This window comes from Bradyrhizobium sp. USDA 4541, assembly GCF_024171085.1.
Taxonomy (GTDB): domain Bacteria; phylum Pseudomonadota; class Alphaproteobacteria; order Rhizobiales; family Xanthobacteraceae; genus Bradyrhizobium; species Bradyrhizobium australafricanum.
This window is the reverse complement of sequence record NZ_JALJZF010000001.1, coordinates 5,170,987-5,185,357: the sequence shown is the minus strand read 5'-3', so window position 1 is coordinate 5,185,357 and position 14,371 is coordinate 5,170,987. Positions and strand designations below refer to the sequence as shown.

Genomic DNA, 14,371 nt, shown 5'->3' with positions numbered 1-14,371 from the left:
AGCATAATCGTTACGGATGGAGATTACGGATAATGCTCGAGGCGACGATCGGGCTTTTGCGGGCGGCTCGCCCCCACTGTGTTGCCCGCGGCGCCGGCATCCGGCTTGGCCGGACGCGCGGCCTTCTCGACCGGCGGCCCGCTGTTGCCGGTCTTCTTGGCGCTGTTCAGCGCCTCGCCGGTGGTGGTCACGTTGGCGGCCTGCCCGGCCCCCGCCGAGCCGGCCGAAGGGCCGGAGCTTTGCGCCAACACGGTTCCCGATAGCACCAATGCCGCCATCAGTATTGCCGCGTTGATTGTCATGGAGCGGGCCTTCTGTGCGCGCGAATGATGCACAGCAACGCGCCGCTGCCATGGACGTTCCCACGGAGCCATCATTTAAGGTAAATGCGCGGCGAATTTCCGCCCTGCCGCGGCCTGTCGCAGGAAGCACCGCGCGCTTGCGGCCTCCTCAGCCATGCGCCGCTGACGGGTTGCATAGCGCCGCCTCGCGATATTCGGCCCATGCCTGCCGCAGGATTTGCACCGACGAGGTGAGGAATATCGTCGCCATCACGGTGGCGACGGCAAGGTCAGGCCAGGCCGAGACCGATCCCCACACGCCGAGAGCCGCCGCCATCACGATGAGATTTCCGATCGCGTCGTTGCGCGAGCAGAGCCAGACCGAGCGGATATTGGCATCGCCGTCCTTGTACGGCAGCAGAAGCAGAACCGAGCCTAGATTGGCCGCGAGTGCCAACGCGCCGATGGCGCCCATCACCTCGGCCTTCGGCACGCCGAGCACGAACGTCTGGTAGACGGTCGAGCCGAACACCCACAGCGCCATCAAGCTCAGCGACGCGCCCTTCAATAGCGCGGCCGAGGCGCGCACGCGCAGGCTGGCACCGATCACCGCAAGGCTCAGTCCATAGGTGACCGTATCGGCAAGGAAGTCGAGCGCATCGGCCTTGAGCGCCTGCGATCCGGCAAGCTGACCCGCGATCATCTCGGTCAGGAACATCGCGCCATTGATGCCAATCACCGTCCAGAGCACGCGCTTGTAGCGCGGATCGAGACCGTCAAAGACGGGAACGCCGCCTGAGCAGCCGCACGAATCGGCCGCGCGATCGCGGTCCCCTGCCCGCACGCGAGCCTTGATCGGCAGCGTCAGCGGCGGTGGTGCGCAGCATTCGGTCGTGTTCTGCCCGCAGCAATCGTTCATGGCTCGTCCTTGCAGACGACAGGATAAGGCCAGCCACGCAACGCATTCAAGCCGATCCATCCGGCACAACTCCGGCGATCATGCGTCGCGGGTTCAAGGGCTGCCGGCTGCGTTTATCCGACAGCCCAACCTGTTGATGCGGGCCGTCGCCTCACTTCGCCTTCTGGATCGCGGTGACGGTGTAGCCGCCGTCGCCCTCCTGGGCCTCGAACCGGACCTTGTCGCCGACCTTGACCTGCTTCAGCAGCGCCGGATCCTTGACCCGGTAAACCATCGTCATCGGCTCGTCCATGCCAAGGCTCTTGGCCGGACCGTGCTTGAGCGTGATCTTGCCCGCGCCCTCGTCGATCTTCTTGACCTCGCCATTGATCGCGGCGGCCTGCGCGAGCGCCGCGCCCAGGGTCAGAGCCAGCGCGAACGCGGCGCCGGCAAGTTGGATCATCCTGTTCATCATTGTTGTGCTTTCTTTCGTTGCAGGTTTCATTTCACGATGACGCGGCCGGTCATCCCGTAGTCGCGGTGATCCGGGATCAGGCAGGAATATTCAAACGTTCCGGCCTTGGTGAACTTCCAGACGATCTCCGCGCTCTTCTTCGGTGCGAGGCGAACGCCGTTCGGATCGTCATGCTCCATGTGCGGATGCTTCTTCATCACTTCGGCATGCTTCAGATTCTCTTCGGTGGTCGCGAGCAGGAATTCGTGATCCTCGGTGCCGGCATTGCGGATCACGAAGCGGATCTGCTCGCCGCGCTTGACCTCGATGCGGAACGGCGTGAACTCCATCTCCTTCATCTCGACCTCGACCGTGCGCGAGGGCTTGCTCGGATCGCCGGGCTCGCCGGCCGAATAGGATTCGTGGCCGTGCTTCTCGTGACCACGCGACGGCACTGCGGTGACCGACAGCGCAATCAGCGCGATGCCGATGCTGGTGAGTTGCTTCACTGGATTCTCCATTCTGTGTTTGATGCTTGTCGTTGGTGAGTGAGCTGGATCCGCTACATCTTCATTCCCTTCATCGATGGCTTGCCTTTTCGCCCGGGCGCCGCCGGCGGCTGGGGCGCGGGCTCGGTGGCGGGCGCCTCGACCTCATAGGCAACCGTGCCCGGCGGATATTTGTACGGTCCGGGGTCGGCGTAATCGTCGCGGCCGAGCCCCTCGCGGATCTTCATCACCGTGAACATGCCGCCCATCTCGATCGGCCCGAATTGTCCGGTGCCGGTCATCATCGGCAGCGTGTTGTCGGGCGCGGGCATCTCCATGTTGCCCATCGCCATGCCGGTCGATCCCATCACCATCGCGTCGGGCGCGAGCTTGCCGACCGCCTTGGCCAGATCCTGGCGCGACACGCCGATGAAGTTTCTGACGTCGTGGCCCATCGCGTTCATGGTGTGGTGCGACTTGTGGCAGTGGAACGCCCAGTCGCCCGGATTGTCGGCGAGCATGTCGAACGCCCTGACCGCGCCGACCGGCACGTCGGTCGTGGTCTCCGGATACTGCGCGCTCTCCGGCACCCAGCCGCCGTCGGTGCAGGTCACCGCGAAATTATGCCCATGCACATGGATCGGATGGTTGGTCATGGTCAGGTTGCCGATCCGCACGCGGATCCTGTCGCCGAGACGGATCGGCATCGGATCGATGCCGGGATAGACGCGGCTGTTCCAGGTCCACATGTTGAAGTCGGTCATCTCATTGACCTTCGGCAGATAGGTGCCGGGGTCGATCAGGTAGCTGCTCATGATGAAGACGAAGTCGCGGTCGACTGGCCGGAATGCCGGATCGCGCGGGTGCACGATGAACATGCCCATCATGCCCATCGCCATCTGCACCATCTCGTCGGAATGCGGGTGGTACATGAAGGTCCCGCTGTGCTTCATCTCGAACTCGTAGACGAAGGTCTTGCCCGGCTTGATGTGCGGCTGGTTGAGTCCGCCGACGCCATCCATGCCTGACGGCACGATCATGCCGTGCCAGTGCACCGTGGTGTGCTCCGGCAGTTTGTTGGTGACGAAGATGCGGACCTTGTCGCCCTCGACCGCCTCGATGGTTGGCCCCGGTGCCTGGCCGTTATAGCCCCAGAGATTGGCCTTCATGCCGTCGGCGAATTCGCGCACCACGGGCTCGGCGACGAGATGGAATTCCTTCCAGTCGCCGTTCATCCGCCACGGCAGCGACCAGCCATTGAGCGTGACCACCGGCCGGTAGTCCGGCCCGCTGGCGGGATGTAGCGGCGGCTGCATCACCACCTTGTCCATGGTCGGCGCTTCGGGAATGGCGGCGGCCTGGACGCGGCCGCTGACCGCGCTCGCCGTGACCAGCGCCGCGCCGCCCAGAAATCCTCGTCGAGAAAACATGTGCTGCTCCATTCAATGACCGCCGCCGGCCGCGGGCTGCGCGGCCGAGGCGATGGAAGACGGTGTCGATGCTGCGCCGGCCGAGCCGCCGCCGTTGATCGCGGTCTGCAGCTCGGATTGCGCCAGAAGGAAGTCGCGCCTGGCGTCGATCGCCGCGCGCAGCGAGGCGAGCCGCTGCCGCGCTTCGGTCAGCAGCGCGAACACGTCGACCTGCATGCTGGAGAAGCGCAGCTGCATCTCCTCGGTGATGATCTGCCGCAACGGCAGCACCTCGCGCTGGTAATGGCGCGCGATGTCGTAGGTCGAGCGATAAACGCGGTAGGCGTCGCGCGCCTCGGAGCGGACGTTGACCGCCTTCTCGGTCAGGCGGTTCATCGCCTGGCGGTAGGTCTCCGCCGCCTGCCGTACTCGCACCTCGCCGCCGTCGAAGATCGGAATCTGGAACTGGACGTCGAAGCCGCGCTCCCTGAACGGCGGGGCTTCGGGATCGTGCGTACGCTTGTCGATGCCGGCGACATCGAGCAGCGTGACGAAACGCGTCGCCTCGGTGAGATCGAGCGCCTTGGCGAGCGCGACGATTTCCATCCGTGCGATCTGCAGGTCGACGCGATGGCCGACCGCGGCGATCTCGATCGACGGCTGTTCCAATGGCAGCTTCGGCAGCAATGGCAACTTGCCGGGGATTCGGAATCCGAGATCGCCGTCCCACAATCCGAGCAGGCGCGCCAGCCGCTCGCGCGAACTCGCCGCATTCTGCCGCGCGCTGGCGAGGTCGGCGGTGATCTCGGCGTAGAACACCTGCTCGCGGGCCTGGTCGAGCTTGTTCATGCCGCCGGTCTCGCCGAGCTTTTTCGCAAGCTGCGCGGTCGACTCCGCGGTCGCCTTCGCATCCGTCAGCAGCGCGACCGTCTCGTTCGCGGCCACCGCCGCGACTTGGCTGCGCCGCACCTCGGCGGCAAGCCGCAAGGTGGCGAGCGCGGCCTTGAGCTGCGCCTGGCGGAAGCGCTCGCGCGCGATCTCGGAGCGGGCCGGAAGGGTCGCGAGCGCCAGGATGTCGCCGACCACCTGCCGCTCGACCTCGCTGGCGCCGTTGCCGCTGATGCGGGAGACCGAGAAGGTCGGGTTCGGCGGCAGGCTGTCGGCGACGTAATCGGTCTCCGCCAGCGCCAGTTCGTTATAGGCGGCCTGCAGCCCCTTGTTGTTCAAGAGCGCAACCTGCACGGCGGCATCCGCCGTCAAATTGCGCGCGAGCAGCCGCTTCACTGCGGCGTCGACGGTCGCGGCCTCATCCACCGACCGCACGAAGGCGACGTCCTTGCCGATCGCCTGCTCGGTCACCTCGGAGACGACGCCCATACCGCTGTCGGGCGAGAACGACGCGCATCCCGCGAGCGCGGATGACGCAAGCAGCAGGATCGGCACGATGATCCGATGTCGCATGGCGCCCTCCTACTGGTCCGGCTTGGCCGGCGGCGTCACGCCGTCATTGCGCTCGCGCCAGGGCTGCGGCGTCGATGGACGCAGGCTGCTGTAGGGCGCGATCGTCGAGCGGTAGCCGACGCCGGCCGTCCCCGCCGCCGGGTTTGCCGGATCGCCTCCGACGACGACCGGCCGGCCGTCGGCCATGCAGCCGGCGAGCGGTGCAGATGCGAGGATGGCGGCGGCCATCCGCGGCAGCAATGTGGGTGGCGCGCGCCAGCCGAGCCTGTTGCCAAGCCTGGTGGCCACGGCGGCGAGCCTCGCCCCGAGATGCGAATACATGGATCTGTCCCGATCATCCGATGAATAACAGGCGTGCGCACGCAAGCGTGCGGCACCGCCACGATGTCAGCGAACGATCAGGCGATGGGGGGACGATAGAGGCGCGGAGGCGCCTCGCTCCGCAGGCTCTGATAAGCCTCGGAAAGACGCGTGGCGATCGGGTGCAAGGGAGCAGCGACGAATGGAAGATCGGCCGGCAGCGCCGACACGCACATCAGCGCGCAGCACGGCCCCGGCGAACTCTTGCCGTCGTGGCTATGCTTCACAGGCGGCGCAGCATCATCGGCTGCGTGTTGCATGTGCATGCCGCCAAGATCGTGGGCGGCATGATCGTGCGTGACGGCTTCGGCATGCGCCATCGACGCCGCGTGAACATGCGCCGCGGCGGCGGGCTGGACCTCATCGGTCAGGCACGGAAACGGCGCGCCGAACGCGAGCGCAAAGGACGGCGCGAGCACGCAGAACAGATAGGCCAGGATGATGGAACATCCCGCCCGAACCCGCCCTGTCCTCGTCAATCGCACCAGCACCCGCTTCGCGTCTCCGACCGCCGCAAGCTAACCGCAAATCAGCTGCAAACCGCCATCAGCTATATACCCCCTCGGGGTATCATTCAACCCGATCTGAAACTACCAACAGGCGTCATGTTTCCATCACATCCTTGCCTGCTGGCGCGCGGCCCAGGAAGCAACTTCGCGTGCCGACACTCTCGCTTCGATCTTGATGCCCTTCACGACGGCGAAGATCGCGGGAATCACGATCAGCGTCAGCAGCGTCGACGAGATCATACCGCCGATCATGGGCACCGCGATGCGCTGCATGATCTCCGAGCCGGTGCCGGTGCTCCACATGATCGGCAACAGCCCGGCCATGATCGCGACCACCGTCATCATCTTCGGCCGGACGCGCTCGACCGCGCCCGCGATGATCGCGCGATTGAGGTCGTCACGATCGATCGTGCGTCCCTCGGCCGCGCGGCGCGCCGTGACCTCGCCCAGCGCCTGGTTGAGATACATCAGCATCACGACGCCGGTCTCGGCGGCAACGCCGGCGAGCGCGATGAAGCCGACCGCGACCGCAACCGACAGGTTGAAGCCGAGCGCCCACATCAGCCAGAAGCCGCCGACCAGCGCGAACGGCAGCGACAGCATCACGATCATCGTCTCCGCCACCGAGCGGAAATTGAGGTAGAGCAGCAGGAAGATGATCGACAGCGTCACCGGCACCACGATCCTGAGCCGCGCAGCGGCGCGTTCGAGATATTCGTACTGCCCGCTCCAGACCACGTAGGTTCCGGGCGGAAACTGCACGCCGGCCTGCACCGCGCGCTCCGCGTCCGCGACATAGCCGCCGAGATCGCGATCGCGGATGTCGACATAGATGTAGGTCGCGAGTTGCCCGTTCTCGGTCCGGATCGTGGTCGGCCCGCGCGCCGGCGCGATGTCGGCGACCTCGCCGAGCGGCACCGCGCCGCCCGCCGGCATCGGCACCAGGATGTCGCTGGCGATCGCGCCCGGATTGTCGCGCAAATCGCGCGGATAGCGCATGTTGACGGTGAAGCGCTGGCGTCCCTCGACCGTCGTCGTCACGCTCTGCCCGCCGAGCGCGGTCGCGATGGTGTCCTGCACGTCCTGCACCGCGATGCCGTAGCGCGACAAGGCCTCACGCTTCGGCGTGATCTCGAGATAGTAGCCGCCGAGGCTGCGCTCGGCATAGGCCGACGAGGTGCCGGGCACGCCCCTCACCACCTGCTCGACCTGGCGGGCGAGCTTGTCGATCACGGCAAGATCGGCACCGATCACCTTGACGCCGACCGGCGTCCGAATCCCGGTCGAGAGCATGTCGATGCGCGCCTTGATCGGCATGGTCCAGGCGTTGGAGACGCCGGGGAATTGCAGCGCCTTGTCCATCTCCGCGATCAGGCGGTCGAGCGTGAGGCCGGCGCGCCATTGCTGTTTCGGCTTCAGATTGATGATGGTCTCGAACATCTCCGACGGCGCCGGATCGGTTGCGGTCGCGGCGCGGCCGGCCTTGCCGTAGACCGAGGCGACCTCCGGAAAGCTGCGGATGATGCGGTCCTGCATCTGCAGCAGCTCGGCCGCCTTGGTCACCGAAATCCCCGGCAGCGTGGTCGGCATATAGAGCAGCGTGCCCTCATTGAGGTCGGGCATGAACTCGGTGCCGAGCTGCCGCGCCGGCCAGATCGAGACGGCGACGGCGCCGAGCGCCAGCAGGATCACCAGCGTCTTCGCCCGCAACACGGCGTGGATGACCGGACGGTAGATCCAGATCAGGAAACGGTTGATCGGATTTCTGTGCTCAGGGACGATCCTGCCGCGGACGAAGATCACCATCAGCGCCGGCACCAGCGTCACCGACAACAGCGCCGCCGCCGCCATCGCAAACGTCTTGGTGAACGCAAGCGGCGAGAACAGCCGCCCCTCCTGCGATTCCAGCGTGAAGATCGGCATGAAGGACACGGTGATGATCAGCAGGCTGAAGAACAGCGCCGGCCCCACCTCCGCCGCGGCCTCGATCAGGATCGCGACCCGCGACCTGTCGGGCTCGGCTCGCTCCAGGTGCTTGTGCGCGTTCTCGATCATCACGATCGCCGCATCGATCATGGCGCCGATCGCGATCGCGATGCCGCCGAGGCTCATGATGTTGGAGCCGATGCCGAGCAGCTTCATCGCGCCGAACGCCATCAAGACGCCGACCGGCAGCATCAGGATCGCGACCAGCGCGCTGCGGACATGCAGCAGGAACAGGATGCAGACCAGCGCGACCACCGCGCTCTCCTCCAGCAATGTGCGCTTCAGCGTGTCGATCGCCGCATAGATCAGATTGGACCGGTCGTAGACCGGCACGATCTCGACCGACTTCGGCAAGCTGCTCGCGATCTCCCTGAAACGCTTCTTGACGTTCTCGATCACGTCGAGCGCGTTGACGCCGAAGCGTTGCAGCACGATACCGCTCGCGACCTCGCCCTCGCCGTTCAGTTCAGTGATGCCGCGCCGCTCGTCGGGGCCGAGCTCGACGCGGGCGACGTCGCGCAGCAGCACCGGCGTGCCGCTATCGGTCTTCAGCACGATGTTGCCGAGATCGTTGATGTCCTTCAGATAGCCCTTGCCGCGGATGACATATTCGAACTCGGAGAGCTCGACGGTGCGGCCGCCGACATCGGCGTTGCTGGCACGAATCGCGTCGCGCATCCGCTGCATGGTGATGCCGCGATCGCGCATCCGCTGCGGATCGAGGATCACATTGTACTGCTTGACGAAGCCGCCGACGCTGGCGACCTCGGCCACGCCTTCGGCCTTGGCAAGCGCGAATTTCAGGTTCCAGTCCTGGATCGTGCGGGTGTCGGCAAGGTTCAGCTCTTTCGACATCACGGCATACTGGTAGACCCAGCCGACCCCGGTCGCATCGGGCCCGATGGTCGGTGAGACGCCGGCCGGCAGCCGCGACGCCGCGCCGTTGAGGAATTCGAGCACGCGCGAGCGCGCCCAGTAGATATCCGTGCCGTCCTCGAAGATGACATAGACGAAGGAGACGCCGAAGAACGAGAAGCCGCGCACGACCTTCGACTTCGGCACCGTCAGCATCGCCGTGGTCAGGGGATAGGTGACCTGGTCCTCGATCACCTGCGGCGCCTGGCCGGGATATTCGGTGTAGACGATGACCTGGGTGTCGGAGAGATCGGGGATCGCATCGAGCGGCAGATGCAGCAGCGCGTAGAGGCCCGCGGCTGCCGCGAAGCCGGTGCCGAACAGCACCAGCAGCAGGTTACGCGCCGACCAGGCGATGACACGGGCAATCATCGCCGGTCTCCCGTCTTGTCGCCCTCGCCCGCCTGGGCAGCACCGGCCTCGGCAAAGCCCTTGATCGCCGCCTTCAGGTTGCTTTCGGCATCGATCAGAAACGTCGCTGATGTCACGACCGCATCGCCTTCGGCGATGCCGTCGCGGATTTCGACATAGCCCTCGCCGCGCCGCCCGAGCTTGACCTCGCGCGGCTCGAACCGCCCGTTGCCGCGGTCGATCAGCACGCTCTGGCGGCTCCCGGTGTCGAGGATGGAATTATCAGCTACCGCAAGTACCGGCGCCGGGCTGCCGGTGTCGATCTCCGCGTCGACATACATGTCCGGCAGCAGTGCGAGGTCGGCATTCTGCAATTCGATCCGCACCCGCGCGGTGCGCGTCTCCTTGTTGACCTGCGGATAGATCACGCTGATCCGGCCGACGAAACTACGGCCGGGATAGCTGCGCGCCCGCACGGACACGTTCTGCCCGACCACGATATTGCCGAGATCGCGCTCGGCAACGTCGACCAATGCCCACACGACAGAGACGTCGGCAATCCGAAACAGCACGTCGCCTTGCTGCGCGCGCATGCCCTCGATGGCGGCACGCTGAAGCACGATGCCGTCGCGCGGCGACAGCCACTGGATCGCGATCGGAACGGTCCGGCTCTTCTCCATCTCGGCGATGACGGGTTCGGGAACGTCGAGATTGGTCAGCCGCTGCTTGGAGCCGCGTCCGTAGGGCTCGATGTTCGCAGTCGCCTTCGACGTGATGGTCGCGACATATTCGGCCGCAGCGGACGATATTGCCGGGCTGTAGATCTCCATCAACGGCTGGCCCTTCGTCACACGGCTGCCGGTCGTGACGTCGGCGACTTTCTGCACATAGCTCTCGGCGCGCATTGCGATCACCGACACCCGCCGTTCGTCGAGCTGGATCGTGCCGGGTGCGCGGACCAGCGTACGGATGCGGCGCATCTGCGCGGGCTCGGACTTGACGCCGCTGCGCTGGATCCTGCCGGGCGACAGCGTGATCGAACCGTCGTCGCTGTCATCGCCGTCATAGACGGCGATGTAATCCATCCCCATGGAGTCCTTCTTCGGCACCGGCGAGGTGTCGGGAAGTCCCATGGGATTGCGATAATATTTCACCTTGCGCTCGCCTTTCGCGGCGGGCGCGCTCACGTCTGCCGATTGCCCGGGCCCGCCGGCACCGCCGTCGTCATCGGCAAACACCGGCAGATAGTCGCGCCCGTCAGGCGTCTTCTTCGGTGTCGCCGAATAGAGCGACTTGCCGTCGGGATCGCGGTAGTAGATCGGCGCAGCAGTCTCCGCCGCCCGCGCGACGGCGACGATCGCAGCGGTCACCGGCCGCGGCGGCAGGTTGCGGCCAATCCATGCGGCGCCTGCCGCTGCCGCGATCGCAGCGGCAGCGCCGGCCCATGTTAAGGCGCCCATTGCTCGGCGGCTCATTGCTCGGCCGTGACGACGAGCTTGTTCTCGAGCGCGCCGGTCTCGCCCTGCACCTTGGCGCCGAGCGACAATTGCCAGCGGCCGGCCATGCCGAAAGTCGCCTTGAACCGGTAGGTGCCGGGCTCGGTGCCCGGCATCGGCGTCACCTTGGTGGCCATCTCCTGCATGCCGTCGGGCGCCATGTCGAGCCGGGTCGAGAAGATGACCGCATCGGGCACGGCTTTCCCGCTCGTCTTGTCGACCAGCCGCACCGTGACGATGCGGTCGGCACCCGCCTTGACGGTCGGCTGCACCAGCTGGAATTCGTAGTTCTTGATCTCGGCGTGGGCAGACATGCCCGTCATGGCAACGCCGATCAGCGCGGCGGCGGTGGCGCGCGCCAGGTGGAAAGACTTCATGGTGATGATCCTCGATACGTCTGATGAGCCGCGTGAGCGGCATGCAAAGGCACGCGCGCCATTGGCGCACGCGTCAGCGATCAGGCGCTGGCGCGCCCGTCAGACGGTGGTTCGAGGCGGATGGTCGGGAGGTTTGGCGCCAAGGCCGTCGAGCAGACGGTCGTCATGGGCGGCGATCCGGCTGCGCAGCGGATCGCGCTCGATCAGCGACATGGCGCCGGCGGGCACCGGCAGCGAAACGCTCAACATGCAGAGCGCGAGGAACGGACAGTCGTCGCAGCCCTTGCTCTTGCCCTGGTCCGGACAGCACGGCATGTCGTCGGCCAGCGCCTGCTCGGACATCGCCTGTCCAGACATGGCGTGATCGTCCGGCATCGCCTGCATCGCAGCGGCCGAGGCATCCGGCATCATCCGGGCAAATGCCTGCGCCACGGGCGCGAGCAACAGCCCGGCCGCGACGAGCAGCAGAATCCAGAGATTGGCGAGCCGCCTCAGATGCATGCCCGCTTCTCGCACGGATCAGTGCACGGCGCAAATCCGTCCGGCTTCACGATCGCGCCAGCACCCGGGGGAGGCTCTCACTCGCCCCTAGGTCTGCTTCAATACCGCCGGATCGACCGGCATCTTGCGCAGCCGCTTGCCGGTCGCCGCGAAGATCGCGTTGCTGATCGCCGGCACGATGCCCGAGGTTCCGGTCTCGCCCATGCCGCCCGGCGGCTCAGTGCTCGGCACGATATGGACCTCGATCGCCGGCGCCTGATCGATGCGCAGCATCTGGTAGCTGTCGAAATTGCTCTGCTCGACGCGGCCGTCCTTGAGCGTGATCTCGCCGTAGAGCGCCGCCGTGACGCCGAAATTGATGCCACTCTGGAGCTGCGCCTGCACCGTGTCGGGATTGACCACGGTGCCGCAATCCATCGCACAGACGACGCGGTGGACACGGACCGAGCCGTCCTTGGCGACCTCGACCTCGGCGACCTGCGCGAGGTAGCTGCCGAACACGAATTGCAGCGACACGCCGCGTCCGCGCCCGGCCGGCAGCTTGCCACCCCAGCCTGCCTTGGCCGCCGCGAGCTCGAGCGCCGCCTTGGCGCGCGGCGATTTGCCGAGCAGCGCGCGGCGGTAGTCGACCGGATCCTGCTTCGCCGCCGCCGCCAGCTCGTCGATCACGCTTTCGGTGACGAACACGTTGTGCGAGGGCCCGACGCTGCGCCAGAACGCCGTCGGGATGCCCGGTGGTTCGACCCGGACATATTCGACATGGAAGTTCGGAATGTCGTAGACGAGATCGATCGCGCCCTCGGTCGTGTCGGGATCGAGCCCGTTGCGGAACGCCGGCGGCGCCCATCGCGCCAGCACCGACGAGCCGGCGAAGCGGTTGTTCCAGGCAACCGGCTTGCCAGATGCATCGAGGCCGACCGCAATCCGGTCGCACCAGTAGGGCCGGTACATGTCGTGCTGGATGTCCTCCTCGCGGGTCCACACCACCTTGACCGGCGTATCGACCTGCTTGGCGATCTGCACGGCGCGAATGACACCGTCGACCTCGAGCCTGCGGCCGAAGCCGCCGCCGAGCAGATGATTGTGCACCACCACCTTCTCCGGTGGCATGTTCAGCACCTTCGCGGCCACCGCCTGCGCACGCGAGAGCGCCTGGCTGCCGACCCAGATCTCGCAACCGTCGGAACGCACATGCACGGTGCAGTTCATCGGCTCCATCGTGGCATGGGCGAGGAACGGCAGTTGATAGGTCGCCTCGACTTTCGTCGCCGCGCCCGCCATCGCCTTGTCGGCGTCGCCGATATTTTGCGCGACCGTGCCCGGCTTGGTGGTGGCGGCTTCGAGCTCGCGCGCGATGTCCGATGTGGCGAGCTTGGCGTGAGGGCCCTCGTCCCACTCGATCGTGAGCGCCGCCAGACCCTTTTTCGCCGCCCCCATGTGGTCGGCCACCACCGCGACGGCGTCGTCGAGCGTCACGATCTGGCGCACGCCCTTGACGGCTTTTGCCGCCGCATCATCGACGCGCTTCACCCGCCCGCCGAACACCGGCGACTGCGCCAGCGTCGCGACCTTCACCCCGGGCGGCCGTGCGTCGATGCCGTAGACCGCCGTGCCGTTGATCTTGGAGGGTGTATCGAGCCGCTTGGCCGGCGTGCCGATCAGCTTGAACTCGGACGGGCTCTTCAGCGTGACATTCTCCGGCACCGGCATCTGCGCCGCGTCAGTCGCGAGTTCACCGTAACCCAGCTTGCGTCCGGAGGCCGCGTGATGCACCTCGCCGTTCTCGGCGCGGCATGTCCCCGGCTCGACGTTCCAGCGTTTCGCCGCGGCCGCGACCAGCATCGCCTTCGCGGTGGCGCCGGCTTTCCGCATCGGCTGCCAGGCGCCGCGCATTGCGTTCGAATTGCCGGTGGCCTGCACGCCGAGCAGCGGGTTGGCGTAGAGCTTGTCGCTCGGCGGCGCGTGTTCGAGCCGGACCTGCGTCAGGCCGATCTCGAGCTCCTCGGCGATCAACATCGGGATCGAGGTGTAGGTGCCCTGCCCCATCTCGACATAGGGCATGGTCAACACGACCTTGCCGTCGCCGCCAATCCGGACGAAGGCGTTCGGCGCGAAGCCGTCGGAGGCCGCCGCCTCGCTCTCGCGGCCCGCGAACGGCAGGCTCACGCTGAGCAGCAGACCGCCGCCCGCGATCGCGCCGGCGCGGAGGAAATTGCGCCGCGACAGGTCGGCAGCGCGCTCAGACAGATTGTCGATCAGCGTCATGGCTCAACCTCCCGACTGCGCGGCTTGCTTGATGGCTTCGCGAATGCGCACATAGGTGCCGCAGCGGCAGATATTGCCCGACATCGCTTCATCGATATCGGCATCGGTCGGCTTCGGCTTGCCCGCGAGCAGCGCGGAGGCCGACATGATCTGCCCCGACTGGCAGTAACCGCATTGCGGCACCTCATGCGCGAGCCAGGCGTCCTGGATCTTCTTGCCCGCCGGCGTCATGCCGACCGCCTCGATGGTCGTGATCCTGGAGTCGCCGATGCTGTCGATGGTCGTGATGCAGGAGCGCACCGCCGTGTCGTCGAGATGCACCGTGCAGGCGCCGCACAGCGCCATGCCGCAGCCGAACTTGGTGCCGGTCATGCCGAGCACGTCGCGCAGCACCCAGAGCAGCGGCGTGTCGCCATCGGCATCGACCGAATGACTGGTCCCATTGATCGTGATCTGGAAGGGCATCGTGACACTCCTGTCTGGTTCAGGCTCCGGCGGGATTGCGTCCCTCCGGGCGAAATCGGCAGCATTTCGAAGCAACCGGACGCATCATCGCGCCGATTGCTTACTTATGGTAATAAATATAGTTCCGGCACCCCATAAGTAGCGCCTTGATGCGC

The 14,371-nt window shown here is 66.3% G+C and carries 14 protein-coding genes; all 14 read right to left on the bottom strand.

Annotated features, from left to right (window positions below; all coding sequences use genetic code 11):
• Positions 1-23: 23 nt before the first annotated feature.
• Complete coding sequence (locus J2R80_RS24440; protein WP_057019637.1) at positions 24-302, bottom strand: hypothetical protein; 279 nt, start codon at positions 300-302, stop codon at positions 24-26.
• Positions 303-450: 148 nt separating this feature from the next.
• The gene (locus J2R80_RS24435) at positions 451-1,200 is read right to left on the bottom strand and encodes a cation transporter (protein WP_253639546.1); all 750 of its coding nucleotides are present in this window, start codon (positions 1,198-1,200) and stop codon (positions 451-453) included.
• Between the two features lie 151 nt (positions 1,201-1,351).
• Positions 1,352-1,651: a copper-binding protein gene (locus J2R80_RS24430; RefSeq protein ID WP_253639545.1), complete on the bottom strand. Its 300-nt coding sequence runs from the start codon at positions 1,649-1,651 to the stop codon at positions 1,352-1,354.
• A 29-nt stretch (positions 1,652-1,680) separates the two neighbouring features.
• On the bottom strand, positions 1,681-2,154 hold the full coding sequence (locus tag J2R80_RS24425) for a cupredoxin domain-containing protein (protein WP_253639544.1): 474 nt from the start codon (positions 2,152-2,154) through the stop codon (positions 1,681-1,683).
• Between the two features lie 41 nt (positions 2,155-2,195).
• Positions 2,196-3,551, bottom strand: a complete 1,356-nt coding sequence (locus J2R80_RS24420) for a multicopper oxidase family protein (protein ID WP_253639543.1) — start codon at positions 3,549-3,551, stop codon at positions 2,196-2,198.
• Positions 3,552-3,563: 12 nt separating this feature from the next.
• Entirely contained in the window at positions 3,564-4,991 is a 1,428-nt protein-coding gene (locus J2R80_RS24415; protein WP_253639542.1) for a TolC family protein, read from the bottom strand.
• Between the two features lie 9 nt (positions 4,992-5,000).
• On the bottom strand, positions 5,001-5,312 hold the full coding sequence (locus J2R80_RS24410) for a hypothetical protein (protein WP_253639541.1): 312 nt from the start codon (positions 5,310-5,312) through the stop codon (positions 5,001-5,003).
• Positions 5,313-5,389: 77 nt separating this feature from the next.
• Positions 5,390-5,842, bottom strand: a complete 453-nt coding sequence (locus J2R80_RS24405) for a hypothetical protein (RefSeq protein WP_253639540.1) — start codon at positions 5,840-5,842, stop codon at positions 5,390-5,392.
• Between the two features lie 123 nt (positions 5,843-5,965).
• Positions 5,966-9,133, bottom strand: a complete 3,168-nt coding sequence (locus J2R80_RS24400) for an efflux RND transporter permease subunit (RefSeq protein WP_253639539.1) — start codon at positions 9,131-9,133, stop codon at positions 5,966-5,968.
• Entirely contained in the window at positions 9,130-10,572 is a 1,443-nt protein-coding gene (locus J2R80_RS24395; protein ID WP_253639538.1) for an efflux RND transporter periplasmic adaptor subunit, read from the bottom strand. Before J2R80_RS24395 ends, J2R80_RS24400 begins: the two co-directional genes overlap by 4 nt.
• Positions 10,573-10,583: 11 nt before the next feature.
• Positions 10,584-10,985 (bottom strand): FixH family protein, encoded by a 402-nt coding sequence (locus J2R80_RS24390; RefSeq protein ID WP_253639537.1) that lies wholly within the window; start codon positions 10,983-10,985, stop codon positions 10,584-10,586.
• Positions 10,986-11,084: 99 nt separating this feature from the next.
• A complete protein-coding gene (locus J2R80_RS24385; RefSeq protein WP_253639536.1) occupies positions 11,085-11,486 on the bottom strand; it encodes a hypothetical protein in 402 nt (133 codons plus the stop codon).
• A gap of 87 nt (positions 11,487-11,573) precedes the next feature.
• Complete coding sequence (locus J2R80_RS24380; protein ID WP_253639535.1) at positions 11,574-13,751, bottom strand: xanthine dehydrogenase family protein molybdopterin-binding subunit; 2,178 nt, start codon at positions 13,749-13,751, stop codon at positions 11,574-11,576.
• A 3-nt stretch (positions 13,752-13,754) separates the two neighbouring features.
• Complete coding sequence (locus tag J2R80_RS24375) at positions 13,755-14,216, bottom strand: (2Fe-2S)-binding protein (protein ID WP_057019645.1); 462 nt, start codon at positions 14,214-14,216, stop codon at positions 13,755-13,757.
• Positions 14,217-14,371: the final 155 nt, after the last annotated feature.